The sequence below is a fragment of the Streptomyces sp. PH9007 genome (genome assembly GCF_059813725.1).
In genome coordinates, this window is sequence record NZ_CM187440.1 from 1373221 (window position 1) to 1396658 (window position 23438).

General features: G+C 71.7%; 21 protein-coding genes. 14 read left to right on the plus strand and 7 right to left on the minus strand.

The features are described from left to right. The first annotated feature begins 64 nt into the window (after positions 1 to 64). From gmd to ACTFAP_RS06085, 4 genes are read left to right on the plus strand one after another with little or no spacing between them, the layout of a single operon-like run. Positions 65 to 1078, plus strand: coding sequence for a GDP-mannose 4,6-dehydratase (gene gmd / locus ACTFAP_RS06070; protein ID WP_495683723.1), 1014 nt, complete (start codon positions 65 to 67; stop codon positions 1076 to 1078). Between the two features lie 42 nt (positions 1079 to 1120). Further along, positions 1121 to 3907: a CBM96 family carbohydrate-binding protein gene (locus ACTFAP_RS06075; RefSeq protein WP_500468406.1), complete on the plus strand. Its 2787-nt coding sequence runs from the start codon at positions 1121 to 1123 to the stop codon at positions 3905 to 3907. Next, positions 3907 to 4482, plus strand: coding sequence for a hypothetical protein (locus tag ACTFAP_RS06080; RefSeq protein WP_500468407.1), 576 nt, complete (start codon positions 3907 to 3909; stop codon positions 4480 to 4482). Before ACTFAP_RS06075 ends, ACTFAP_RS06080 begins: the two co-directional genes overlap by 1 nt. A gap of 8 nt (positions 4483 to 4490) precedes the next feature. Beyond that, positions 4491 to 5324 (plus strand): glycosyltransferase family 2 protein, encoded by an 834-nt coding sequence (locus tag ACTFAP_RS06085; RefSeq protein WP_500468408.1) that lies wholly within the window; start codon positions 4491 to 4493, stop codon positions 5322 to 5324. On the opposite strand, the gene ACTFAP_RS06090 is transcribed toward ACTFAP_RS06085, so the two are convergent. The 5 genes from ACTFAP_RS06090 to ACTFAP_RS06110 all read right to left on the minus strand — a co-directional run bounded on the left by ACTFAP_RS06090 (position 5321) and on the right by ACTFAP_RS06110 (position 8882). Beyond that, a complete protein-coding gene (locus ACTFAP_RS06090; protein WP_500468409.1) occupies positions 5321 to 6460 on the minus strand; it encodes a glycosyltransferase in 1140 nt (379 codons plus the stop codon). The genes ACTFAP_RS06085 and ACTFAP_RS06090 overlap by 4 nt on opposite strands. Before the next feature lie 26 nt (positions 6461 to 6486). Further along, on the minus strand, positions 6487 to 6834 hold the full coding sequence (locus ACTFAP_RS06095; RefSeq protein WP_400009340.1) for a DoxX family protein: 348 nt from the start codon (positions 6832 to 6834) through the stop codon (positions 6487 to 6489). 104 nt (positions 6835 to 6938) lie between these two features. Continuing rightward, positions 6939 to 7643, minus strand: a complete 705-nt coding sequence (locus ACTFAP_RS06100) for an O-methyltransferase (RefSeq protein WP_500468410.1) — start codon at positions 7641 to 7643, stop codon at positions 6939 to 6941. Positions 7644 to 7833: 190 nt separating this feature from the next. Further along, positions 7834 to 8019: a DUF397 domain-containing protein gene (locus ACTFAP_RS06105; RefSeq protein ID WP_390116887.1), complete on the minus strand. Its 186-nt coding sequence runs from the start codon at positions 8017 to 8019 to the stop codon at positions 7834 to 7836. Continuing rightward, positions 8016 to 8882 (minus strand): Scr1 family TA system antitoxin-like transcriptional regulator, encoded by an 867-nt coding sequence (locus ACTFAP_RS06110; RefSeq protein WP_495683731.1) that lies wholly within the window; start codon positions 8880 to 8882, stop codon positions 8016 to 8018. Before ACTFAP_RS06110 ends, ACTFAP_RS06105 begins: the two co-directional genes overlap by 4 nt. Positions 8883 to 9324: 442 nt before the next feature. Here ACTFAP_RS06110 and ACTFAP_RS06115 point away from each other — a divergent pair, with 442 nt between their 5' ends. Continuing rightward, complete coding sequence (locus ACTFAP_RS06115; protein ID WP_500468411.1) at positions 9325 to 10140, plus strand: NmrA family NAD(P)-binding protein; 816 nt, start codon at positions 9325 to 9327, stop codon at positions 10138 to 10140. Between the two features lie 61 nt (positions 10141 to 10201). Here ACTFAP_RS06115 and ACTFAP_RS06120 read toward each other — a convergent pair whose 3' ends face one another. Continuing rightward, the gene (locus ACTFAP_RS06120; RefSeq protein ID WP_495683733.1) at positions 10202 to 10978 is read right to left on the minus strand and encodes an SDR family NAD(P)-dependent oxidoreductase; all 777 of its coding nucleotides are present in this window, start codon (positions 10976 to 10978) and stop codon (positions 10202 to 10204) included. Between the two features lie 293 nt (positions 10979 to 11271). Between ACTFAP_RS06120 and ACTFAP_RS06125 the strand changes: the two genes are divergently transcribed. From ACTFAP_RS06125 to ACTFAP_RS06155, 7 genes are all read left to right on the plus strand, one after another. After that, entirely contained in the window at positions 11272 to 11814 is a 543-nt protein-coding gene (locus tag ACTFAP_RS06125) for a MarR family winged helix-turn-helix transcriptional regulator (protein WP_390116879.1), read from the plus strand. 116 nt (positions 11815 to 11930) lie between these two features. Next, positions 11931 to 12722, plus strand: a complete 792-nt coding sequence (locus tag ACTFAP_RS06130) for a response regulator transcription factor (protein WP_500468412.1) — start codon at positions 11931 to 11933, stop codon at positions 12720 to 12722. Between the two features lie 72 nt (positions 12723 to 12794). Then, positions 12795 to 14018 (plus strand): cytochrome P450, encoded by a 1224-nt coding sequence (locus tag ACTFAP_RS06135; RefSeq protein ID WP_500468413.1) that lies wholly within the window; start codon positions 12795 to 12797, stop codon positions 14016 to 14018. Between the two features lie 32 nt (positions 14019 to 14050). Beyond that, a complete protein-coding gene (locus tag ACTFAP_RS06140; RefSeq protein WP_390116875.1) occupies positions 14051 to 14248 on the plus strand; it encodes a ferredoxin in 198 nt (65 codons plus the stop codon). 4 nt (positions 14249 to 14252) lie between these two features. Then, on the plus strand, positions 14253 to 15488 hold the full coding sequence (locus tag ACTFAP_RS06145) for an NAD(P)/FAD-dependent oxidoreductase (protein WP_500468414.1): 1236 nt from the start codon (positions 14253 to 14255) through the stop codon (positions 15486 to 15488). A gap of 20 nt (positions 15489 to 15508) precedes the next feature. Further along, positions 15509 to 17290 (plus strand): flavin-containing monooxygenase, encoded by a 1782-nt coding sequence (locus ACTFAP_RS06150; protein WP_500468415.1) that lies wholly within the window; start codon positions 15509 to 15511, stop codon positions 17288 to 17290. Beyond that, complete coding sequence (locus ACTFAP_RS06155; protein WP_500468416.1) at positions 17287 to 18915, plus strand: virginiamycin B lyase family protein; 1629 nt, start codon at positions 17287 to 17289, stop codon at positions 18913 to 18915. The genes ACTFAP_RS06150 and ACTFAP_RS06155 overlap by 4 nt, the downstream gene beginning before the upstream one ends. Positions 18916 to 18983: 68 nt before the next feature. Here the strand turns inward: ACTFAP_RS06155 and ACTFAP_RS06160 are convergent, their stop codons facing one another. After that, positions 18984 to 20540: a pectate lyase family protein gene (locus tag ACTFAP_RS06160; protein ID WP_390116869.1), complete on the minus strand. Its 1557-nt coding sequence runs from the start codon at positions 20538 to 20540 to the stop codon at positions 18984 to 18986. A 357-nt stretch (positions 20541 to 20897) separates the two neighbouring features. On the opposite strand from ACTFAP_RS06160, the gene ACTFAP_RS06165 reads away from it, so the two are divergent. Both ACTFAP_RS06165 and ACTFAP_RS06170 read left to right on the plus strand, forming a co-directional pair. Further along, positions 20898 to 21800, plus strand: a complete 903-nt coding sequence (locus tag ACTFAP_RS06165; protein WP_500468417.1) for an aminoglycoside phosphotransferase family protein — start codon at positions 20898 to 20900, stop codon at positions 21798 to 21800. Between the two features lie 118 nt (positions 21801 to 21918). Beyond that, complete coding sequence (locus tag ACTFAP_RS06170; RefSeq protein WP_500468418.1) at positions 21919 to 23370, plus strand: hypothetical protein; 1452 nt, start codon at positions 21919 to 21921, stop codon at positions 23368 to 23370. Positions 23371 to 23438: the final 68 nt, after the last annotated feature.

Below are 23438 nucleotides of genomic sequence, written 5' to 3' on the forward strand. Positions count from 1 at the left end.
CCGTCCGCACGCGGCAACGCCGTTTCACACAAGCCGACTTCACATCCCACTGGGGGAACCGCTGATGCCGAGGACCGCGCTGATCACCGGGGTGACCGGACAGGACGGCTCGTACCTGGCCGAACTGCTGCTGGGGAAGGGGTACACGGTGCACGGGCTGGTGCGCCGCTCCTCCTCCTTCAACACCGAGCGGATCGACCACATCTACCAGGGCCCGCAGGATTTCGAGCGGCGGCTGATCCTGCACCACGCCGATCTGTCGGACGGGGTGGCGCTGGTCAACCTGCTGCGGGAGGTCAGCCCGGACGAGGTGTACAACCTCGGCGCCCAGTCGCACGTGCGGGTGTCCTTCGACGCGCCGCTGTACACCGGGGACGTCACCGGGCTCGGTTCGCTGCGGCTGCTGGAGGCGCTCCGGGCCAGCGGCGTACCGGCCCGGGTGTACCAGGCGTCGTCCTCGGAGATGTTCGGCGCGGCGCCGCCGCCGCAGCACGAGGGGACGCCGTTCCACCCGCGCAGCCCGTACGGCTGCGCCAAGGTGTTCAGCTACTGGTCGACCGTCAACTACCGCGAGGCGTATGGGATGTTCGCGGTGAACGGCATTCTGTTCAACCATGAGTCGCCGCGCCGTGGTGAGACCTTCGTGACCCGCAAGATCACCCGCGCCGTCGCCCGGATCAGGGCCGGGCTCCAGGACAAGCTGTATCTGGGCAATCTGGACGCGGTACGGGACTGGGGCTACGCGCCGGAGTACGTCGAGGCGATGTGGCGGATGCTCCAGCGCGAGGTGCCCGACGACTACGTGGTGGCCACCGGTGACGCGGCGACGGTACGGGACTTCCTGGCCGAGGCGTTCGCGGCAGCGGACATGGAGTGGGCGGACCACGTCCGGTTCGACCCCAAGTACGAACGCCCCAGCGAGGTGGACGCGCTGATCGGGGACGCGGGCAAGGCGCGGGAGCTGCTGGGCTGGGAACCGACGGTGCGCTGGCGCGAGCTGGCCCGGCTGATGGTGCGGGCCGATATCGCCGCGCTGGAGGAGGAGTTGAGCGGTGCCCGGGTACGGGTGGATCGGTGAAGGGGAGCGACCGGTGAAGGACGGCGAGGCGGAGTGGGCGCGATGAGAGCACGGCAGAACCGGAGTGGGTGGCGGCGGGCCACCGTGTACGGCACGGCCTTGGCGCTGGCCGCCGGGGCCCTGGTGGGAGCCGGCGGTGGGGTCGGCGGCGAGAGTGGCAGCGCGCAGGCGCTGACCCCTCCCGTGGGGTTCACCGCGGACGAACTCCCGACCTGGCAGACGAACGGCATCGTGCACGCCCTGGCGGAGGCGGACGGCACGGTGTTCGTGGGTGGGACCTTCTCCACGATCCGTCCGCCGGGCGCCGAATCCGGCACCCAGGAGCAGGCCGTGGACAACTTCGTCGCCCTGGACGCCGCCACGGGCGAGCCGGTGGCGTGTGATCTGCGGTTCACCGTCGGCTCGGGCACCGCCACGGTCCGTGCCCTGGAGGTCTCCCCCGACGGCGAAACGCTGTACGTGGGCGGCACGTTCGGTTCGGTGAACGGGGCCGGGGCCTCCTCGGTGGCGGCCTTCGACCTGCCGGGCTGCACCCGCAAGAGCTTCCCGGTCGCCGCCAACAGCATGGTGCGCTCCTTCGCCGTCAGCGACGACCGGGTCTATCTGGCCGGCAACTTCACCCAGATCAACAGCACCGCCAGGTCCCGGTTCGCCGCCGTGACCCAGGACGGCACACTGACCGACTGGGTCGCCAACGCCGATGAGCCGGCCAAGGCGGTGGAACTGACCCCGGACGGCAGCCGGGTGATCCTGGGCGGCGACTTCTTCACCGTCAACGGCGCCGACTCGCACGCGCTGGCGGTGGTGCGGGCCGACACCGGCGCCAACGTCCGCACATACCCCGTCGGGTTCATCCCGCGGACCTCCACCGTGCAGGACATCGCGGTGGACGCCACCGGCTTCTACACCGGCAACGAGGGCACCGGGTCGGGAGTCTTCGACGGGCGGATCGCGCTCAACCACAGCGACCTCAACGAACGCTGGCGCGACACCTGCCTGGGCGCCACCCAGGCGGTCGAGGTGTACCAGGACGTGCTGTACAGCGGGCACCACGCCCATGACTGTTCCAGCATGGGCGAGTTCCCCGACCAGCCGCGCTACCACCTGTTCGCCCAGTCGGTGAACGACCCCAAGCTGCTGGGCTGGTTCCCCAACACCAACGACGGCCTCGGCGAGGCGCTGGGGCCGCGCGTGCTCCAGGCCGCCCTGGACCACCCCACCGACGGCCGCGACTTCCTGTGGGTGGGCGGCGGCTTCACCACCGTCAACGGGCAGCCGCAGTGGGGCCTGACCCGGTTCGCCGACCGCCCGGACACCGGGAATCCGTCCGTGCCCGAGGTGTACGCCTCCTCGCACACACCGGGCCAGATCGAGGTGAACTGGCGGCCCAGCATCGACCTGGACGACCACCTGCTGACGTACCGCGTCTACCGCGACGGCTCCGCCACCCCGATCCACACCAGCGAGGTGGAGTCGGTGCCCTGGCGCCGCCCGCAGCAGACCTTCACCGACACGGCGGTGACGGCGGGCGAGACCCACAGCTACCGGGTCACCGCGACCGACGGGGCCGGCAACACCACGGCGCTGTCCACCCCGGTCTCGGCGACGGCCGCCTCCGGCACCCAGCCGTACGTGCAGGCCGTGCGGGCCGACAACCCGCTGCTGTACTGGCGGTTCGACGAGACCTGGGGGAACCTGGTCACCGACGCCTCGGCGAACAACCGGGCCAACGGCGTGCACCGCAACGGCCCGCAGCGCGGCGTCACCCCCGGCGCCGTACCGGGGCCCGGCGCGGCGGGCGTGGGGCACAACGGGACCTCGACGTACACCTACAGCGACCGCAGCTACTCCGGCCTGACCCGGTTCACGGTCGAGACCTGGTTCAAGACCACCACCACGCAGGGCGGCAAGCTCATCGGGCTGGGCAACCGGACCCTGGAGCCGAGCTCGGTGCGCGACAACAACCTGTACATGCTGAACGACGGCCGGCTGTCGTTCGGGGTGTACGACACGGCGCTGCGCACGATCACCAGCGGCGGCACGGCGCGTTACAACGACGGCCGGTGGCACCATGTGGTCGCCTCGGTGGGCGCGAACGGGATGCGGCTGTACGTGGACGGCACCCAGGTCGCGAGCAACACGTCCATCACCCAGGTGCGGAACCGCACCGGCTGGTGGCGCGTCGGCGGCGACAGTACGGCGAGCCTGGCCTCCCGCCCCTCCAGCGACTTCTTCAACGGACAGCTGGACGAGACGGCCGTGTACGGGACGCAGTTGTCGGCGGCCCGGGTCACCGCGCACCACCAGGCGGCCTCGCAGCCGGTGGACACCGTCATCCAGCTGACGCCGGTCGCCGACACCTACGTCAACGCGGCGGCGGTCAGCGCCAATTACGGCACGCACCAGAATCTGGCGGTGCGCGGCACCCCCGGGTACGAGGCGTATCTGCGCTTCCAGCTGCCGGCCGCGCCCTCCGGGACCGTGCTCAAGAGCGCCGCGCTGCGGGTACGGGTGACGACGGACGCGGTGGCGGGGTCGGTGGACGACTTCACGGTGCTGCCCATCACCGGGAGCTGGACGGAGACGGGCACCACGTACACGAGCAGACCCGCGCTGGGGACGGGCGCGCTGGGCACGCTGAGCGCGCCGGAGTCGGTGGGCGGCACCTACACGGTGCCGCTGACGACGGCGACGGTGCGCGGTTCGCTGGGCGGGCAGCTGAACGTGGCGCTGGTCGGCGACGGGGACGACAGTCTGTGGCTGTACGCGCGCGAGTCGGGCGCCGAGGCCAACCGTCCGCAGCTGCTGCTGACGTTCGGGGCGCCCTGATGGCGTGGCTGCGGAGGTACAAGCTGCTGTTCGCGCTGGGGCTGCTGGCGACGCTGGCGGGGCTGCTGGTGCTGAACCAGTGCTCGGCGCGCAGCGGCGGTGGACAGGTGACGGTCGGCGCCGGGCAGCCCGGGGCGACGGAGGGGGCGGACGGGGCGGACGGGACAGTGGAGCCGGACGCCGCCGGGGAGCGGGACGCGGCCGGGGACGCGGATTCCGGGGCGGACCCGGAGGCCGGGGCCGAGGCCGGGGCGGCAGGGGAGCCGGACGCACCGGCGCAGCCGCAGGGCCCGCCCGCCGGTCAGGCACCGTCCGGGGGCGGACTGACGGCGCAGCAGCGGGCGTTCGTGACCGAGCTGTCCGACACCCCCGAGGTACCGGCCGGCACCGACCCGGCGGCGGTGCTGGAGATCGGCACGGAGGCGTGCGAGCGCCTCGGCTACCTCGACCGGCACGCCACCGGGGAGGAGATCACCGGCGCGCTGCGCGACGGCGAGATCCCGCAGGCGGAGGCGGCGATCGAGAACCTGTGCCCCGAGTACGGGGACCTGTTGGACCAGGCCCGAGGAGAGTGAGCGCACCGGTGCGGAAACTACCCATCGTCGTGGTGATCCCGACGAAGAACGAGGCGGAGAACATCACCTCCACGGTGCGCTCCGTCATCCACCACTTCGAGACCGTCGTCGTGGTGGACTCCGACAGCACGGACAGCACCCGCAAGCTGGCGAAGGCGGCCGGCGCCGAGATCGTCCCGTACACCTGGAACGGCAAGTACCCGAAGAAGAAGCAGTGGTGCCTGGACCATGTGCACCGCGAGAGGGACTGGGTGCTGTTCCTGGACGGCGACGAGACGCCGAGTCCTGAGCTGCTCGCGGAGCTGCGGCGGATCTTCTTCGACGGTCGCGGGGTGAAGCCGGCGGCGTTCGACATACCGCTGGGCTACTGGTTCGGCGGGCGGCGGCTGCGGCACGGGTACACCATCGTGAAGCGGGCGCTGCTGGACCGGACCCGGGCCAGGTTCCCCGAGCCGGACGATCTGGACGCGCCGGGGATGGGTGAACAGGAGGGGCACTACCAGCCGTTGGCGCACCCGTCGTTCCGGCTGCGGGCGCCGATCGAGCACCGGGACCTGGACCCGGTGGGGACATGGTTCGATCGGCACAACCGCTACTCGGACTGGGAGGCGTGGCTGGAGCTGAACCCCGAGGTGCGGGAGCAGATCCGGGTGGCGAAGACCCGGCAGGGCCAGCTGTTCCACCGGGCCCCGTTCAAGCCGCTGGTCTCGTTCGCCTACGCGTATGTCGGCAAGCGTGGCTTCCTGGACGGGCGGGCGGGGCTCGACTACGCGCTGGCGATGAGCTTCTACCGCTGGCAGATCGGCGTGAAGGCGCGGGAGCTGGCCGAGTCCCGTTTCTAGAGCCTGCGTTCGAGGCGCGCGTAGATGCCGAGGAGTTCGCCGACGACGGCGTCGAGGGTGAACCGGCGCCGCACCAGGTCCCAGGCGGCCAGCGAGGCTTTCTCGTTGGCCGCCGGGTCCAGCAGTTCCAGCACGGCGCCCGCGATGTCCCGCGGCGATTCCACGACCCGCCCGGCGCCCGCCCCGGCGACGTCCGGGGCGAGCCCCGTGGTGGCGGTGATGACGACGGGGGTGCCGACCGACATCGCTTCCAGGACGGAGACGGAGAAGGCGTCCTGGACGGACGGCAGTACGAACACGTCCGCCGCCCGCAACTGCCGCAGCACGTCCGGCCCGTCGAGCCCGCCGGGCACGTCGAGCGCGTCGCGCACCCCGAGTTCGCCGGCGAGCGCGAGCGTGCCGGCGAGCGCCCCGGTGTCGGGCCCGGCGAGTACGAACCGCGCGTCCGGGTGCCGGTCGAGCACGGCCGGCATGGCCCGTACGAAATCCTGCGGCCGCTTGCCCTCCTGCACACGGGCGAGGTAGAGCACGGTCGGGGGGCGTCCGGGGCCGGGGAGGCGCGTCCGCCGCTCGCGCCCCGGCACCCCGTTGACGAGGCGGTGGGCGGGGGCGATCGGGTCGGGGGCGACGACGGCGGCGGTCTCGCGCCGCTCGCGCTCGGTGAGGTGCAGGACGGCGTCGGCGCGCCGGAGCACCCGGCGCATTCCCAGGATGTCCACCAGTTGCGCGACGCGTTTGTCGGTCGGATCGACCATGCCGTGCGTCTGGACGACGAGGGGCCGGCCGGCCCGCAGGGCGAGCAGGGCGAAGGGCAGCGTGATCAGGTCCCGCATCAGGTGGACATGGACCACGTCGGCCGAGCGGATGTACGACCTGGCGCGGGCCAGCAGGGCGGGCGAGGTGATGCCGCTGACCTCGAACCGGGGCAGCACGTGCCGTGCCGGGAACAACCGCGCCGGCACCCCGTCCACGTGGCGCGGCAGAGGCTCCCCGGGCGGGAAACCGTCGCCGAGCGCGAGCATGACGGCCTCGTGCCCGCGTTCGCGCAGACCCCGGCAGAGGTTGAGCGCCACCCGGGTCGGGCCGCCGAACTCATGCGTCGGGGTGTGCAATGTGACCACATGAAGAACCCGCACGGGCCTCAGTCAAGCAGACCGGGGGTTCAGGCGGAGGCGAGTCGCAGAATCAGGGCGGCGACGGCGAGCAGGCCGGAGACGATGGGCGGGACCAGGCCGCGGTCACCGGCGCGCAGGTGGATGAGGACCGCCCCGATGAAGTAGCAGATCACGCCGGAGGCGGCCGCGGCGCCGAGCGGCACGATCACCAGGCCGGCGAGCAGCCCGATCCCGCCGGCCAGCTTGGTGAGGGCCAGCCGGGGCTGCCAGGCGTCCGGCACCCGCAGGGCGCGGAGATTGGCGCGGTATTGGGCGTTGCCGGACAGGGATACGGCGGCCGTGCCGATGAGTATGGCGGAAAGCAGGGCGCTGACGATGCCATAGGCGATGAACATGACCGCTCCGGGGTGGGGTGGCGCGAGGTGACGCGAGGTGACGGGTGTGTGCCGGAGGACACCCAATCAGGAGAACCGCCCCTGTACATAGGCCCTTTGCGCGTTTAACCGATCACACGTACGAGGGAGAAGCCGTCGTACCCCTTGCTTCCGACGGTCTGAACGGCGGTGGCGGACAACCGCTCGTCCCGCGCGATGCGTTCCAGGTACCGCCGTACGCCCCTGACCCGCTCGTCGGTGCTGTCGGAATCGATGACGGCGCCGTCCCGGACCACGTTGTCCCCGATGATCAGGCTGCCGGGGCGGGTGAGCTTGAGCGACCAGTCCAGATAGTGCGCGTTGTTGGGCTTGTCGGCGTCGATGAAGACGACGTCGAACGGCTCGGCGCCCTCCTCGGCCAGCGCGGCGAGCGTATCGAGCGCGGCGCCCACCCGTACCTCCACGGTCTCGGCCAGGCCGGCCCGGTGCAGATTCCGGCGGGCGACATCCGCGTAGACCGCGTCGGACTCCAGCGTGATGAGCCGGCCGCTGCCGTCGGTGGGCAGTGCCCGGCCGAGCCAGATGGTGCTGTAGCCGCCGAGGGTCCCGATCTCCAGGATCCGCCGGGCGCCCTGGAGCTGGGCGAGCAGTTGCAGCATCTTCCCCTGGTTCGGCGCCACGTGCAGGGGTGGCAGCCCCGCCGCGTCACTGTTGAGCAGCGCGGCCCGCAGGACCTCGTCCTCGGGCGCGAGCAGGCCGGAGAAGTAGTCGTCCACGGCGGTCCACCGCGACTGAAGGTGCTGCTGGTGATGCGAGTGGTGGAGAGGCATGAGCCGAACCTAACAAATCGGACAGCTGCCGCCGGGTGGCGAACCGCACGGGCGAGGTCCATGGCGCCGGGAGGGGGCCGGCGAGCGGGGCGGTGTCCCGGGTGTCGCAGACGCGGGCCGTATCGGGCCCGGCGGACGGAACGGCGCGGTGGGCACCCTCACGGTCACCGTGTACCACTGCGGCGCCGGATCAGGAACGCACTGCCCCCGATATGAAAGCCGTCCACTGCTCACGTGTGAAGGACAACCGCGCTCTTTGCGCGGCCTTCGTGTCACGGACCTGCACGCCGTCACAACTCTCGGCCACTTCAATACAGTTGGCACCGGAGCCATCGCTGTAACTGCTCTTTCGCCAAGCCGGCCGCTCACCGTTCACAGCTCTCCCGCCAATCGTTCGATGAGGCGCGCGGACCGCTCCGCGTCCAGCGCCTGCATACGGATAATGCCATGGCGCTGAGCCTGCACACCGACTCTCAAGCGGTCGGTGATCACCGCGCTGATCTCCTGTGACTCGGTATAGGCCACACTGCGCCCGTCCTTGGTGTCCAGCAGAGTGATGGAGCCGTAGATGCCGTGGTGCCGCCACTGGGAAGTCGGCATAATCTGAAGGGACACATTGCGCAGTGCGCCCATCCGCAGCAGCCAGTCACACTGCTCCGCCATCGTCTCCCTGCCCCCCACCGGGCGGCGCAGCACGGACTCCTCGATCACGAAGGCGGTGACGACCGCCTTGTGGCTCTCGAAGATGCCCCGGCGCTCCATGCGCGCGGCGACCAGTTCCTCCACCACCTCTTCGTCGATGGGCGGGCACTGGCCGCTGATCAGGGCCCGCGCATAGCTCTCCGTCTGCAACAGCCCGGGGACGACCAGGGGCTCGTACGAGTAAAGGCTGAAAGCCTCTTGCTCCCACTTGGCGAAGTCACGGAATCGGGCCGGGAAACGCGCCCGGTCGATGTCCTCCTGAATGGCCTTCAGTACGCCGCCGGCGTCGAGTACCGATTCCACGCCGTCGATGAAGGGACCTTTCGGGGCGCGACGCCCGCGTTCGACGGCCGACACCTGATCGACCCCGTATCCGATCCGGTCTCCGAACTCCTGCTGTGTCAATCCGGCTGCCTCGCGCAGCCGCTTGATCTGTTTTCCCACGACCCGCAACAACGGATCGACGACCTCCCGGCTCTCTCGGTTTCCCTGTTCCCCACCTTCGAATTCGGGAACATCGTGCTCGTCGGTACTCATGGTGCGACCACCTCACAGTCGTCCGCCTGACATCGTGTCAGGCTAGAGGCGGCTCCCTCCTCCGCACGGATTCCGCTGGGGAATTACCTCACACGGGTCATTGCCGCTCGGAGAAATTCCCTCGCCCCGGCGGCAATTGCGTCATCCGACCGGGGTGGGCCGGGGTCGACCGGTGTCGCCCCGGTCCGGTACTTCGGACGGCTGTCCTGACGAACAGGCTGGTCACAGCGCTGCCCGACGGTGCACGCCGGGGCCCGTGACGAACGGTGCTCCCGCCGCACCGCCGACCGCCTCCACCCAGGTCGCCCGCATGCCACAGCCGTCAACACGGCGTGCGCCCCGGCCTGCGCGACGGCCGGACGCAACGGCCTCTCCGGAAACGCCACTTGACCTCAATCGCGCTTGAACTTCTACGGTCGTGAGCGATGAAGGGAGTCCGTACGTGACGACTTTGGTAACAGGCGCGACCGGGAACACCGGACGGCATGTGGTGGCGGAACTGCTCCGCCGGGGCGAACCGGTACGGGCGCTCACCCGCGATCCGGCCGCCGCCGTGGCGGCGGGAAGACTTCCGGCGGACGGGGTGGAGGTGGTGACCGGCACGCACACCGCGCCCAAGTCCCTGGACGGTGCCCTCGCGGGCGTCGACCGGCTGCACATCACGGTGACGGCGGGACTCGCCGAGGCAGGTCCCGCGCTGGTGCGGCGGGCGGTGGACGCGGGCGTGCGGCGCATCACGGTGGTGTGGGGCGGCTGGGTGGGACCGGTCGAACAGGCCGTCGCGGACTCGGGGGTGGAGTGGACGCGGCTGGAGCCGCAGGAGTTCATGTCCAACGCGTTGACGTGGACGGAGTCGATCCGCGCCGAGGGCGTGGTGCGCGAACCGTACGACGCGCCCAGCGCCGTCATCCACGAGGCCGACATCGGCGCGGTGGCGGCGAGCGCTCTGCTGGACGACGGCCACGCCGGACGGGCGTACAACCTGACCGGGCCCGAGACGCTGACCACACGGGAACGGATCGCCGTGCTGTCCGGAGCCATCGGGCGCCCCGTGGAGTTCGTCCCGATCACGCACGAACAGGCCGTGGACAGGCTGCTGGCCGAGGGGGTGTCCCGGGAGGACGCCGACTACGTCATCAACTGGCACGCCGCTCCGCCGCCCGAGGCCTCGACCGTCGCGGACACCGTCGAGCGGGTGACGGGCCGCCCGGCGCGCACGTTCACGGAGTGGGCGACGGCCCACGCCGGCCGCTTCTGACCATGCCCGACCACGCCCGGCCGGCCGGGGGGCCGGCCGGGCCGGCCCGGCGGCGCCGAGGTCAGATGGCCGCCCAGCCGTTGTCCACCGGGAGGATCGCGCCGTTGATGTTGCTGGCGGCGTCGGAGGCCAGGAAGACGATCGCGGCGGCCTGTTCGGACGGCTCGGAGACCTTGCCGACCAGGCGCAGGTAGGGACCGATGGCGCGGGGGCCGTGGGCCTCGGGGTCGGCCTGGGGGCGCATGCCGGTGGCCGTGCCGCCGGGGGCGATGGCGTTGGTGCGGATGCCCTGCTCGCGGTACATGACGGCCAGGGACTTCGTCAGTCCGGCGATGCCGTGCTTGGCGGCCGTGTACGCGGCGCCCGCCGCGCTGCCGCGCAGGCTCGCCTCGGAGGCGGTGAAGACGATGGCGGCGCTCTCCCGTTCCAGCAGGTGCGGGAGGGCGGCGCGGGTGAGCAGGAACGGGGCGGTGAGATTGACGCGGATGACCCGGTCCCATTCGGCGTCGCCGGTCTCGCCGAGCGCGGACATCCGGTCCATGATCCCGGCGTTGTTGACCAGGATGTCGAGACCGCCGTGCGCCTCCACGGCGGTGGCGACGACCTCGTCCACCACGCGCTGTTCGCTCAGGTCGCCGACGACGGCGCGGGCGGTGCCGCCGTCGCCCCCGATGGCGGCGACGACGCGTTCCGCCGCCTCGCCGTCGAGGTCGGCGACGAGGACCCGCGCGCCCTCCCCGGCGAAGCGCAGGGCGGCGGCGCGGCCGATGCCCGAGCCCGCCCCGGTGACGATCACGCTCTTGTCGCGGAGTCCCGTGGTGCCTGTGGTGCTGGTCATCGTCTCTCCTCCTGGTGGCGGGTGCGGGTTCCCGGGCCCGCGCAGATCGGGCCCGGGAACCGGTGCCGATCCCCGTCCCCACGGGTTTCGGCGTACGGACCGCCTCCGCTCGTGGGCGGTCCGGTCCTGGGGGCCTCCCGGGAACGTGTGTGCCAGCTGGCACGGGGGTCTGAACTGCCGTTTCGCCGGGAAGTGGCTTACTTGACTTAGGCAAACATGATGAGCTTGCCTAAGTCAAACAATCACGGCGAAGACATTGCTTGACTCAGGCAAAGCTGAAGTAAAGTGGATCCATGACAGTCCCCACCCCCTCCTCCGGCGACGCTCCCGCCGACGGAGCGCCTTCCCCCGAGGTGCTGGCCATCGAGAGCGCCCTCAACCGCATCACCTACCTCACCGCCCGCGCCCGCCAGCACACCCGGCTGATGTCCCAGGCCGGGGTCCCCCTGGACCGGGCCGGCGCCGCCCTGCTGCGGCAGGTGGCAGAGGCCGAGCCGATGCGGCCCAGCGAGCTGGCCCTGCGGATGTCCGTGGAGGCGTCCCACGTCACCCGGCAGGCGCAGCAGCTCCAGCGGGCCGGCTATCTGACCCGGGTCGCCGATCCGGAGGACCGGCGGGCCCAGCGCATCCAGATCACCGAGGCCGGCCGGGAGGCGGTGCGCAAGATCCGGGACGCCAGCGGCCGGGGCATGGAGGTGGCACTCGCCGACTGGTCACCGGAGGAACTCACCCAGCTCGCCACCCTGTTCAACAGGATGGTGGACGACTTCCTCGCCCACGCCGACCACCTCGCCGAGGAGGAGGGTACGGACGGGGCCTCCCCCCACGGGCGCTGAAGCCCCCGCACTCCCCGCCCTCGCTCTCCCCACCCCTCCCCGATCCCTTGTCCCCGTCCCCCTCCCCGCCGCCCCACTCGCCGTGAAGTCCAAGTGCTCCTTCCGAATGGTCTTTCATGCTGGCATCGCAGGCACCCCAGGCAAGCACTCACGACAAGGCGCCGCCGGCCAGGGGGGACGGGGAGCAACTCCTTGTCCTCGCCGGCGATCCGCCGAGCGCCGAACTCCTCACCACCACCCTCGAACTGGCGGGCTACCGGGTCGACACGGGCGGCTGCGGCCGTGAGGCGGTGGCCCACCTCACCCGGCGCCGGTACGACCTGCTGATCCTCGACGTCGCGCTCCCCCGGCTCGACCGGCTGGCCGAGCACCGCCGGCCGCTGCCCGTACGGCCGCCCGTCCTCTTCCTCACCGACTGCGACTCCCTGTTCAGCCTGCTCCCCGGACTGGGCACCCGCCCCGCGCCCGAGGACTACGTCACCAAGCCGGTCCGGATCCCGGAGGTACTGGCCAGAACGCAGCTGCTGCTGCGCGGCCGGGGCGCCGGGCGGGCCGATCAACTCGCCCCGCACTACGGCGATCTCGTCCTGGACGACGCCACCTGTCAGGCCCGGCGCGGGGCACGCCCGCTCGATCTCACCCCCGCCGAGTACCGGCTGCTGCGCCAACTGCTGGTCAACGCCGAGCAGGTGCTCTCCAAGGAGCAGATCTGCCGCCACGTCTGGGGGGAGTTCCGGGCCGGCAACGCCATCGAGAAGCTCGTCTCCCGGCTGCGGCACAAGGTCGACCGGGAGGGGCCGCCGCTGATCCACACCCGGCGCGGCTTCGGCTACTGGCTGGGCCGCCGCGCCTCGGAGACCGTCGCACTCTGTGACCTGTGTCACGTCAGGTTGCCGTCAGGTAACTGACCGCAATGTGTCAGCTCCATCGGGTTGCCTGAACCCATCCTGCCCCGGTGCACCCCACAACCGAGGAGAGACATGGCCGACACCCTCACCGACGCCGCGCCCGGCTATCCGATGCCGCGCGCCGCCGGCTGTCCCTTCGCCCCACCGCCCGCCGTGGAAGAACTGCGGGATGCCGCCCCCATCGGCAAGGTCCGCATCTGGGACGGCAGTACACCGTGGCTGATCACCCGGCACGCCGATCAGCGGGCGCTGCTCACCGACCCCCGCATCAGCAACGACGATCTGCGCCCCGGCTTTCCGCACGTCAGCGCGCACCGCGCCGACATAGCCCGGACCACCCCGCGGCTGATCACCAACACCGACGCCCCCGAACACACCCGGCTGCGCCGCATGGTGACGGGCCCGTTCCTCATCAAGCGGGTGGAGGCGATGCGCCCCGCCGTGCGGCAGATCGTGGACCGGCTCATCGACGACCTGCTGGCCGGCCCCCGGCCGGTCGACCTGCTGACGGCGCTGGCGCTGCCCGTCCCTTCCCTGGTGATCTGCGAACTCCTCGGAGTGCCGTACGAGGACCACGCGTTCTTCCACCACCACAGCAGCCGCGCGCTGGACCGTTCGATACCGCCCGAGGAGGCCGGGGCCGCCGGGCGGGCCCTGGGCGGCTATCTGGCCAAGCTGCTGGACCAGAAGCTGACCGACCCGGCCGACGATGTGCTCTCCGAGCTGGGAGCGCGCGTCACCGCCGGGGAGATGACCCATGACGAGGCCGTCCACATGGGCGTCGCCATGCTCATCGCCGGGCACGAGACGACCGCCACCATGATCGGCCTGGGCACCCTGGCGCTGCTCCGGCACCCCGAGCAACTGGCCGTGCTGCGCGACACCGAGGACCCGAAGGCGATCGCGGGCGCGGTCGAGGAACTGCTGCGCTATCTGACCATCGTGGACTCCGGCATCCGGCGCGTCGCCCTGGAGGACATCGCGATCGGCGGCCTGACCATCCGGGCCGGTGACGGTCTCCTCTTCGATCTGGCCGCCGCCAACCGGGATCCGCAGGCGTTCGAGGGCGATGCCGCCGGTCTCGATCTCGGCCGCCCCGCACGTCACCACCAGGCGTTCGGTTACGGCCCGCACCAGTGCCTGGGCCAGTCGCTCGCCCGCCTGGAGCTGCAGATCGTGTACGGCACGCTCTACCGCCGGATACCCGGGCTGCGGCTGGCCGTGCCGTTCGAGGAGATCGAGTTCGTGCCCGACGGGACCACGTACGGCGTACGTGCCCTGCCCGTCACCTGGTGACCCACCTTTCTTTCTTTCCGAGGAATCGCATCATGCGCGTAGAAATCGACGAACCCAAGTGTGTGGCATCCGGCCAGTGCGTCGTGGCCTCGCCCGACGTCTTCGACCAGCGCGACGAGGACGGCGTCGTGATCCTGCTGGAACAGACGCCGCCGTCCGCCCTCCACGACGAGGTACGGGAGGCCGCCGCCGTGTGCCCGGCGGCGGCGATCCGGCTGGTGCAGGGGTGATCCGGTGACCCGGATCGTCATCGTCGGCGCCTCGGCCGCCGGGCTCGCGGCGGCCGAGACGCTGCGCCGCGAGGGGTACGACGGCACACTCACCCTCGTCGGCGACGAGCCGCACCCGCCGTACGACCGGCCGCCGTTGTCCAAGCAGGTGCTCGCCGGGCAGTGGGCCCCGGAGCGGCTGGCGCTGCGCGCCCCGGCCGATCTGGCCGCGCTCGGCCTGGACCTGCGGCTGGGCACCGCCGCCACCGGGGTGGACCCGGCCGCCCGCACGGTCCTGCTCGCGGACAACGGGAGCACCGGCGAACGCGACCTGTCCTACGACGGACTCATCATCGCCACCGGCGTACGGCCGCGCCTGCTCCCCGGCTCCGGCGGGGACGCCGCCCATGTGCTGCGCACCGTGGAGGACGCCCTGGCGCTGCGGGACCGGCTGCGCCCCGGCCGCCATCTGGTGGTCGTCGGCGCCGGGTTCCTCGGCGCGGAGGCCGCCGCGGTGGCCCGGGGCCTGGGCGCGGAGGTCACCCTCCTCGAACCGGCCCCGGTCCCGCTGGCGCACGCCGTCGGCGAGCGGATCGGTGACCTGCTCGCCGGAGTGCACCGGGAGCACGGCGTCACGCTGCGCACCGGGGTCACCGTCCGCGAGGTGCTGGACGGCGGGCGCGGCGTACGGCTGGCGGACGGCGAGGAGATCCCGGCCGACGACGTCCTGGTCGCGATCGGGTCCCGGCCGAACACGGAGTGGCTGGCCGGCAGCGGACTGCCGGTGGACGACGGCCTGCTGTGCGACGCGTACTGTGCCGCCGCCCCCGGCGTCTACGGCGCGGGCGATGTCGCGCGCTGGCACCATCCGCTGTTCGGCACGGCGCTGCGCGTCGAGCACCGTACGCACGCCGCCGAGCAGGGCATGGCCGCCGCCCGGAATCTGCTGCGCCCCGAGGGGCGCCGCCCGTTCGCGCCGGTGCCGTACTTCTGGTCCGACCAGTACGACCTGAAGGTCCAGGCGTACGGGCACCTGCGCGGCCACGACGAACTCGCCGTCGTGGCGGGCGATCTCGCCGAACGCCGGTTCCTGGCCGTCTACCGCACCGGCGACCACCTCACCGGCGCGCTCGCCGTCGGCATGCCGCCCCGGGCGATCCGCCCCTGGCGGGCGGCCGTCGCCGCCCGCACCCCCTGGCACGAGGCGCTGCGCGACGCCGCGCCCGGCACGACCGCCAGCACCATCTCCCCCGTTCCGTGAAGCAAGCAGAAGGGTTACGCGTGTCAGCGATAGACGACCTGGGGTTCGATCCGGACGCCCTGCGTGCCAAGTACCGGGCCGAGCGCGACCGCCGGGTCCGCCCGGACGGCAGCCGGCAGTATCTGCGTACCACCGGCGAGTTCGGGTACTACGAGGAGGACCCGTACACCGGCCCCGACGCGGAGAGCGCCACCCGCGAGCCGGTCGCCGACCGTGCGGACGCGGTCATCATCGGCGGCGGGTTCGGCGGACTGCTGGCCGGGGCGCGGCTGCGCCAGGCCGGGCTGCGGGACATCCGGATCATCGAGAAGGCCGGCGACTTCGGCGGCACCTGGTACTGGAACCGCTACCCCGGCATCCACTGCGACATCGAGTCGTACGTCTATCTGCCGCTGCTGGAGGAGATCGGCTACGTTCCGCGCTGGAAGTACTCCCCGGGTGAGGAGATCCGGCAGCACGCGCGGGCGATCGGGCGGCACTTCGGCCTGTACGAGGGCGCCTGCTTCCAGACCGAGGTGACCGCCCTGGACTGGGACGAGGACGCGCAGGGCTGGACGGTGCGCACCGATCGCGGGGACCGCATCGAGGCCCGCTACGTGGTGGTCTCCAGCGGGCCCTTCAACCGGCCCAAGCTGCCCGGCATTCCGGGGATCGAGACGTTCACCGGGCACACCTTCCACACCAGCCGCTGGGACTACGGCTACACCGGCGGCGACGCGAACGGCAATCTGCACAAGCTGGCGGACAAGCGGGTCGGGGTGATCGGCACCGGCGCCACCGCCATCCAGTGCGTGCCGCATCTGGGCGCGGACGCACAGGAGTTGTACGTCTTCCAGCGCACCCCGTCCTCGGTCGACGTGCGCGACAACCGGCCCACCGATCCGCGGTGGGCGGCCTCGCTGTCCCCCGGCTGGCAGGCGCACCGCCGGGAGAACTTCCTCACCGTGGTCACCGGTGGCGAGGCCGAGGAGGACCTGGTGGCGGACGGCTGGACCTCGGGCGCCGAGCTCCAGCGCACCATGATGCCGGTGGCGGGCCGCGAAAGCCCCGAAGTCCTCGCCGAACTGGCCGACTTCCGCAAGATGAACGAGATCAGGGCCAGGGTGGAGAGCGTCGTCACCGAGCCGGGCACGGCGGAGACGCTCAAGCCCTGGTACCGCTACATGTGCAAGCGGCCCACCTTCAGCGACACCTATCTGCCCACCTTCAACCGCCCCAACGTGACGCTGGTGGACACCGGCGGGCACGGGGTGGAGCGGATCACCGAGCGCGCCGTCGTGGTGAACGGCACGGCGTACGAGCTGGACTGCCTGATCTTCGCCACCGGCTTCGAGACGGCGGTGCGCCCGGCCGACCGGGCGGGTCTGGCGGTACGGGGCCGGGGCGGGGTCACGCTCGCCGAGTACTGGCGGGAGGGGCCGCGTACGCTGCACGGCTTCTACAGCCACGGCTTCCCCAACCTCTTCCATCTCGGCACGCTCCAGAACGCGGTGTCCGTCAACTTCACGCACGCGCTGGACGATCAGGCGGTGCACGTGGCGGAGGTGGTCGCCGAGGCGCGTTCGCGCGGCGCGCGGCGGATCGAGCCGTCGGCGCAGGCCGAGGAGGCGTGGTTGGCGACGGTGCGACAGCCCGTCCCCGCCCGGCTGGCGTTCCTCGCCGAGTGCACCCCCGGGTACTACAACAACGAGGGCAAGGTGCCCGAGCGCATCGAGTCCTACGCCGCGGGGCCCGTCGCCTTCTACGAGATGCTGCGGCAGTGGCGCACCGAGAGCGGCATCGGCGAGGTGATCGTCAAATGACGGCCGTCCTCGCCCCGGCGGGGCCGGCGGCGCCCACCCGGTTCGATCCGACCGGGCGGGCCCGGCCGCACAGCCGCCGCTGGCGGATCGAGCGGCTCAACCGGCCCAACCCGCTGTGGGGTTCGAACGGGGTGGCGTTCGGCCCCGACGGGCGGCTGTACGTGGCGCAGTTCCTGGCCGGGCAGATCAGCGCGGTGGACCCGGTCTCCGGCGAGATCGAGACGGTCGTGCCGCTGGACGGGCCCGTACAGGCGCCGGACGACCTGGCGTTCGGCGCGGACGGCTCGATGTACATCGCCGACCTGCCGGCGGGGCGGGTGTGGCGGCGCACCCCGGCCGGCGCGTACCACCTGGTGTCGGACGAGGTGGAGGTGCCGAACGGCATCACCTGTATCGGCGACCGGCTGTTCGTCAACGAGATGCGGGTGGACGGCCGGCTGCTGGAGCTGTTCCCGGACGGTTCGCGCGGGCCGAGGGTGGTGGCCGAGGGGCTGGCCATGGGCAACGCGATGCAGCAGGGCCCGGACGGGCTGCTGTACTACCCGCAGATCATGGTGGGCGAGTTGTGGCGGGTCCCGCCGGACGGCGGCATCCCGGAACTGGTCGCCTCGGACGTACCGGGGCCGGTCGGGGCGCGGTTCGACCGGGACGGGACGCTGGTGGGGGTCTCCAGCGGGATGTCCGGACAGCTCACCAGGATCGACGTGTTCGGCGACGGCCGCCGTTCGGTGCTGGCCACGGGGGTGCTGGGCATCGACAACCTGGCCATCGACGCCGCCAACCGGATGTTCCTGACCAGTTACGCGGGCGGCGGCGTCACGGTGCTGCGTCCCGACGGCCGGTCCCGGGAACTGGTGCCGCAGAGCCTCAACGGCCCGTTCGGGGTGACGGCGGACGCCCGGGGCACCGTGTACGCGGCGGACCACTACCGCCTCGGCCGGGTCGAGGGCCGGGCGGACGGCGGCGTGCAGACCCTGGAGATCTTCAACGGCGCGCACGGAGTGGTGGCGCTGGGCCGGGAACTGCACCTCACGTCCGAGACGGGCGAGGTGCTGACGTACCACCTCGGGGAGCGCACCCTGCGGGTACGGGCCGCAGGGCTGCGCCTGCCGATGGGGATCGCGGTGGGTGCGGGCGGCGTGCCGGTGGTCGCGGAGACCGGCGCCGGCCGGGTGGTGGCCGTGCCCGCGGCGGGCGGGATCACCGTGCTGGCGGCGGGACTTGACCATCCGGTGGATGTGGCGTTCGACGAGGAGGGCCGCTGCTATGTGAGTGAGGAGCGGCGGGGTGCGGTGCTGCGCGTCGAGTCGAACGGCGCGCTGACGACGTTCGCGAGCGGGCTCGGCGGGCCGCAGGGTCTGGTGGTGCGCGGCTCGGAGCTGTTCACGGTGGAGACGGAGCACCGGCGGCTGGTGTCGTTCTGTCTGGAGACGGGACGGCGGCGGGTGGAGGCGGAGCGGCTGCCGGTGGGGCTGCCCCCTGGGATCGAGCGGGAGGAGCCGGACCCAGTGCCGGGTGTGGCGGGCCGGCCACGGCGCTTCGCGGGGCTGGCGCCGGCCCCGGACGGTTCCCTGTTGCTGTCGGCGAACGGGGAGGGCACCGTTCTGCGCCTGTCGCCGCGCTGACCGGAGCCGGTGGGCCGAAGGGCCGGGCCACCCCCGAGGGGAGCGGCCCGGCCCCGGTGCTGTGCAGGTCAGGAGGCGTAGGTCTCGTACTCCGCGATCCTGGGGGTGCTGCTCGCGCTGGTGATCTCGAAGGTGATCTTCCGTACCGAGGTGGCCGGGAAGGAGATGACGCCCGCGCCGCTGCCGGTGGCCAGGACGGCGCCGGTGTCGGCGTTCAGCACCCGGTAGGAGCCGATCCGGCCGGTGGCGCCCGACGCCTCCCTGATGTTGATCTTGGAGACGGTGGTGGCGGAGCTCCACTTGATCGAGATGGAGCCCGTGGTGCCGTTCGGGGACCAGTAGGTGTTCATGTTGGCGTCCCGCACGTTCCCGTAGCTGGTGCCGCTGGCCTTGCTGCTGCCGTCGGAGTCACCGGCCAGGCTCAGGTTGGTGCCGCCGGGGGTGCCGGGGTCCGGGTTGCCCGGGTCGGGGTTGCCGGGGTCGGGGTTGCCGGGGTTGCCCGGGTCCGGGTTCTGCGGGGTGCAGCTGCCGTCCGAGACGCGGTTGCCCTTGTTCGCGCCCGCCGTCTGGGCGACCACGCTCGGCACGCAGTTGGCCGGGTCGAGGCTGTGGGAGTAGGGAATGCTCACCGAGGTGGTGGAGGTCGGGTTGGGGCCGGCCGGGTTGGTGGTGCCGCCGCGGCTGGACCAGGTCACGTTGTCGAACGTGTTGCCGTTGACGTGCCAGTAGCCGGCCTCGGAGGTGTAGAAGGTGCCCAGGACGTCCTTGGAGTCCTCGAAGTAGTTGTTGTCCACCCGGACGCGGGCGCCGGCCCGGGAGTTGATTCCCGAGTCGTTGATGTTCAGGAAGTGGTTGTTGTACGTGTGGGCGATCCCGCCGCGCATCAGCGGGGCGCGGGAGTCGATGTTCTGGTACAGGTTGTGGTGGTAGGTGACGTAGCCGTTGGAGAGGTCGCTCTCGCTGGACCCGACCAGGCCGCCACGGCCCGAGTTGCGCAGGATGCTGTAGGACAGGGTCACGTACTGGGTGTTGTTCTTCAGGTCGAACAGCCCGTCGTAGCCCTCCGATTCGCCGCCCGACGCCTCCAGGGTGACGTGGTCCACCCACACGTTGCGGACGTTGTTCTCCATGCCGATGGCGTCACCGCCGTTGGAGGTCGGCGAACCCGACTTCTTGACGTTCCGCACGGTCACGTTCTGGATGATGATGTTGCTCGACTCGCGGACGTGGATGCCCACCTGGTCGAACAGGGCACCGGTCCCGACGCCGATCAGCGTGACGTTGCTGATCTGCTTGAGCTCGATGACCCCGTCGGCGGTGTTGCAACTGCCGCCCGACACCTTGCTGGTGTTGCCGTGGTTGATGGTGCCCTGCACCTCGATGATGATCGGGGTGCTGCTGCTGGCCCGGCCGCACAGGGCGGCGTGGATCTGGGTTCCCGTGGTGGCCCGGACGGTCTGGCCACCGGCGCCGCCGGTGGTGCCGCCGTTCTGGGACGCGTAACCGGTGGCGTTGCCGACCGCGGCCGATGCCTGCGGCACCGACAGGAACGCGCCGGTCGCGACCACCAGGGCTGTCAAGGCCATGGTCACGCAGAGTCGCACAAGCGCGACTGATCCTCTCATTGCTCCGCTCGCCTCTCATTTCCACATCGTGGGGGGTTGCTGGGCGTTGCTGGGCATTACTGGATGACACGTGGTGCGGCCGCTCGCTGGGGCCACATCCCGGCATGGCGCAGTACGCCCTTTCCCTCCACGGCTGGTTGGTGCCGTGGCGGGCGGAGTCACACGGGATCAGTAGCGGCTGATGGCGCAGAACACAGCGGGTGTCCGGCAGTTACGGCTCACCGGACGCCCGTTGCAAGCGCTTTCTGGGATCGGAGAATAGAAGTGCGCCCGCCCGGTGGCAAGAGATCGGGCAGCATCCGTGGCCGACCGGGAAAACCGGTTGCCCGCGCGGGGCGCCGCGGGCACGGTGGCCCGGTGAACGAACCGGGGGAACGCCCCCACATCGACGCGGCACTGGTCCGCCGGCTGGTCGCCGCGCAATTCCCGCGCTGGGCCCACCTGCCGGTCGAGCAAGTGCTGCCCGGCGGCAACGACAGCCGCACGTTCCGCCTCGGGGACACCCTGACCGTCCGGCTGCCGAGCGCCACCGGGTACGCGGGGCAGGTCCGCAAGGAGCAGCGCTGGCTGCCGGAGCTGGCGCCGCTGCTGCCGCTGCCGATCCCGGCGCCGGTGGTCGCGGGCGCGCCGGGTGAGGGTTTTCCGTTCCCCTGGTCGGTGAACCGCTGGCTGGAGGGCCGTCCGGCGCGGCGGCACCGGATCGGCGATCTGCGCGCCTTCGCCACCGACCTGGCGGGCTTCCTCACCGCGCTCCAGCGGATCGACCCGACCGGCGGGCCGGCCCCGGCGCTGCACACCGGTTTCCGCGGCGGGCCGCTGACGACTTACGACGCGGAGACCCGTACGGCCATCGGCGCGTTGCGCGACGGCGAGGTGCCGGGGGCGCTGGCCACCGAGATCTGGGAGAAGGCGCTGGGGGCCGGGTGGCCGGGCCCGCCGGTGTGGTTCCACGGCGACATCGCGTGGGGCAATCTGCTGGTCGACGGGGACGGCCGGCTGTCGGCGGTGATCGACTTCGGCTGCATGGGCGTCGGGGATCCGGCGTGCGAGGCGGTGATCGCCTGGACGCTGTTCACGGGCGAGAGCCGCCAGGTCTTCCGGGAGGCCCTCGGGGTGGACGACGCGGCCTGGGCCCGGGCGCGCGGCTGGGCGCTGTGGAAGGCGCTGATCGTGCTGGCCGCGAGCCGGGAGAGCGACGAGGCGTCCGCGGCGGAGTCCCGGCGGGTACTGGCCGGGATCTTCTCGGAGTACGGCGGGTGAGTTGCGGCTAGCCTGAGCCCATGCCGCGCCGCGACAAGGACCATGAGCCGACGATCGCACACCAACACCCCGGCCGGAGCCGGGCGTTGAGCCGCAAGGACCCGGGGGGCACGGCCGCGTGGCTCCCCTGACGGCCGGGCCCGGACAACGGGCCGTTCTGTCGCGGCCGTTGTCGGTGCCGCTGGTGGCCGGGGTGGTGGGGCTGCTGCCGTTCGCGGTGGCCGCGCAGCCGGGTGAGGGGGTGCGGGACACGGCGTTCTGGCTCCAGCTGGTGGTCGCCGCATACGCCGGGGTACGGCTGTGCACGATGGTGCTGTCGGGGCGGCGGCGGCTGGTCCAGGGCGTTTTCTGGCTGTTCTGCTATCTGGCGATGGGCATCGCCCCGCTGGCCCAGTCGGTGCTCGGCCGCGATCCCACCCCGGTGCTCGGCCCGCGCTCGGACACCCTGCTGGCGACCGTGCTGGTGCTGACCGGGATGGTCGCCTTCGACGTCGGGGCGCTGCTGGCCCGGCACCGGCCCTCGCTGCGCAGTATGCGCGCGCCGGCCGCCACCGTGCACCGGCGCCGGCTGTTCGTGCTGATCGCGATCGCGTATGTCGCGAGCGGGCTGCTGATCGTGCGACTGGGCGGTCCGGCGGTCTTCTTCAGCAGCCGGCAGGAGGTGGGCGCCGCGCTGAACGAGGCGACGGCCTCCGGTGCGGACGGGGCCGGGGGCGAGGCGGGCAACGCGCTGCTGCGCGGTTTCGGCACTGTCCCGGCGCTGCTGGCGCTGCTGTTCCTCACCCGCTGGCTGGTCACCTCGCGGCGGGCGCGGCGCAGGCTGTGGCTGGTGCTGTGCTGGGCCGGTCTGCTCGTCCTCAACGTCATCGTCAACAACCCGATTTCCAATCCCCGTTACTGGTTCCTGACGGTGCTGTTCGCGCTGCTGTTCACGCTCTTTCCGCGCAGCAGCGTGATGTACCGGGCGGCGCTGGCGCTGGGCCTGGTGGTGGCGCTGCTGGTGTTCCCGTTCACCGACCGGTTCCGGTACGACGAGGAGGGGCGGCAGCCGGTGGAGACCGGGTCGCTGATGGAGCCGCTGGTCATCAAGGACTACGACCAGGTGGGGATGTTCGCGAACACGGTGACGTACGCGGGGGACGGCAACGGGCACACGCTGGGCCGTCAGGTGGTGGGCGCGGCGCTGTTCTTCGTGCCGCGCACGGTGTGGGAGTCCAAGCCGGAGGACACCGGGTTCCTGGTGGGCGGCTGGATGGGCACCTCCAGCGCCAATCTGTCCTCGCCGCTGTGGGCGGAACTGTGGCTGGACTTCGGCCCCTTGGGCATGGCGGCGGGTTTCGTCGCGGTGGGCTATCTGGCGGCGCGCACGGACCGCCGCTATGTGGCCCGGACGCTGGACGATCCCTCGCCGGGCAACGTACTGGCGGTGGTGGCGCCCGTGCTGGCCGGGTACAGCTTCATCCTGCTGCGCGGTTCGCTGCTCCAGGCGTCGGGGCGGATCGGGATCGCGCTGCTGTGTCTGGCGCTGGTGACGAGTTGGCGGGGGGATCCGCGGACACAGTTGCGCTGACGGGCTCTTGACGGCGCGGTCCGCACATCTGTCTGATGAGCGTGCACGCGTCAAAAGTCCCCCACGCT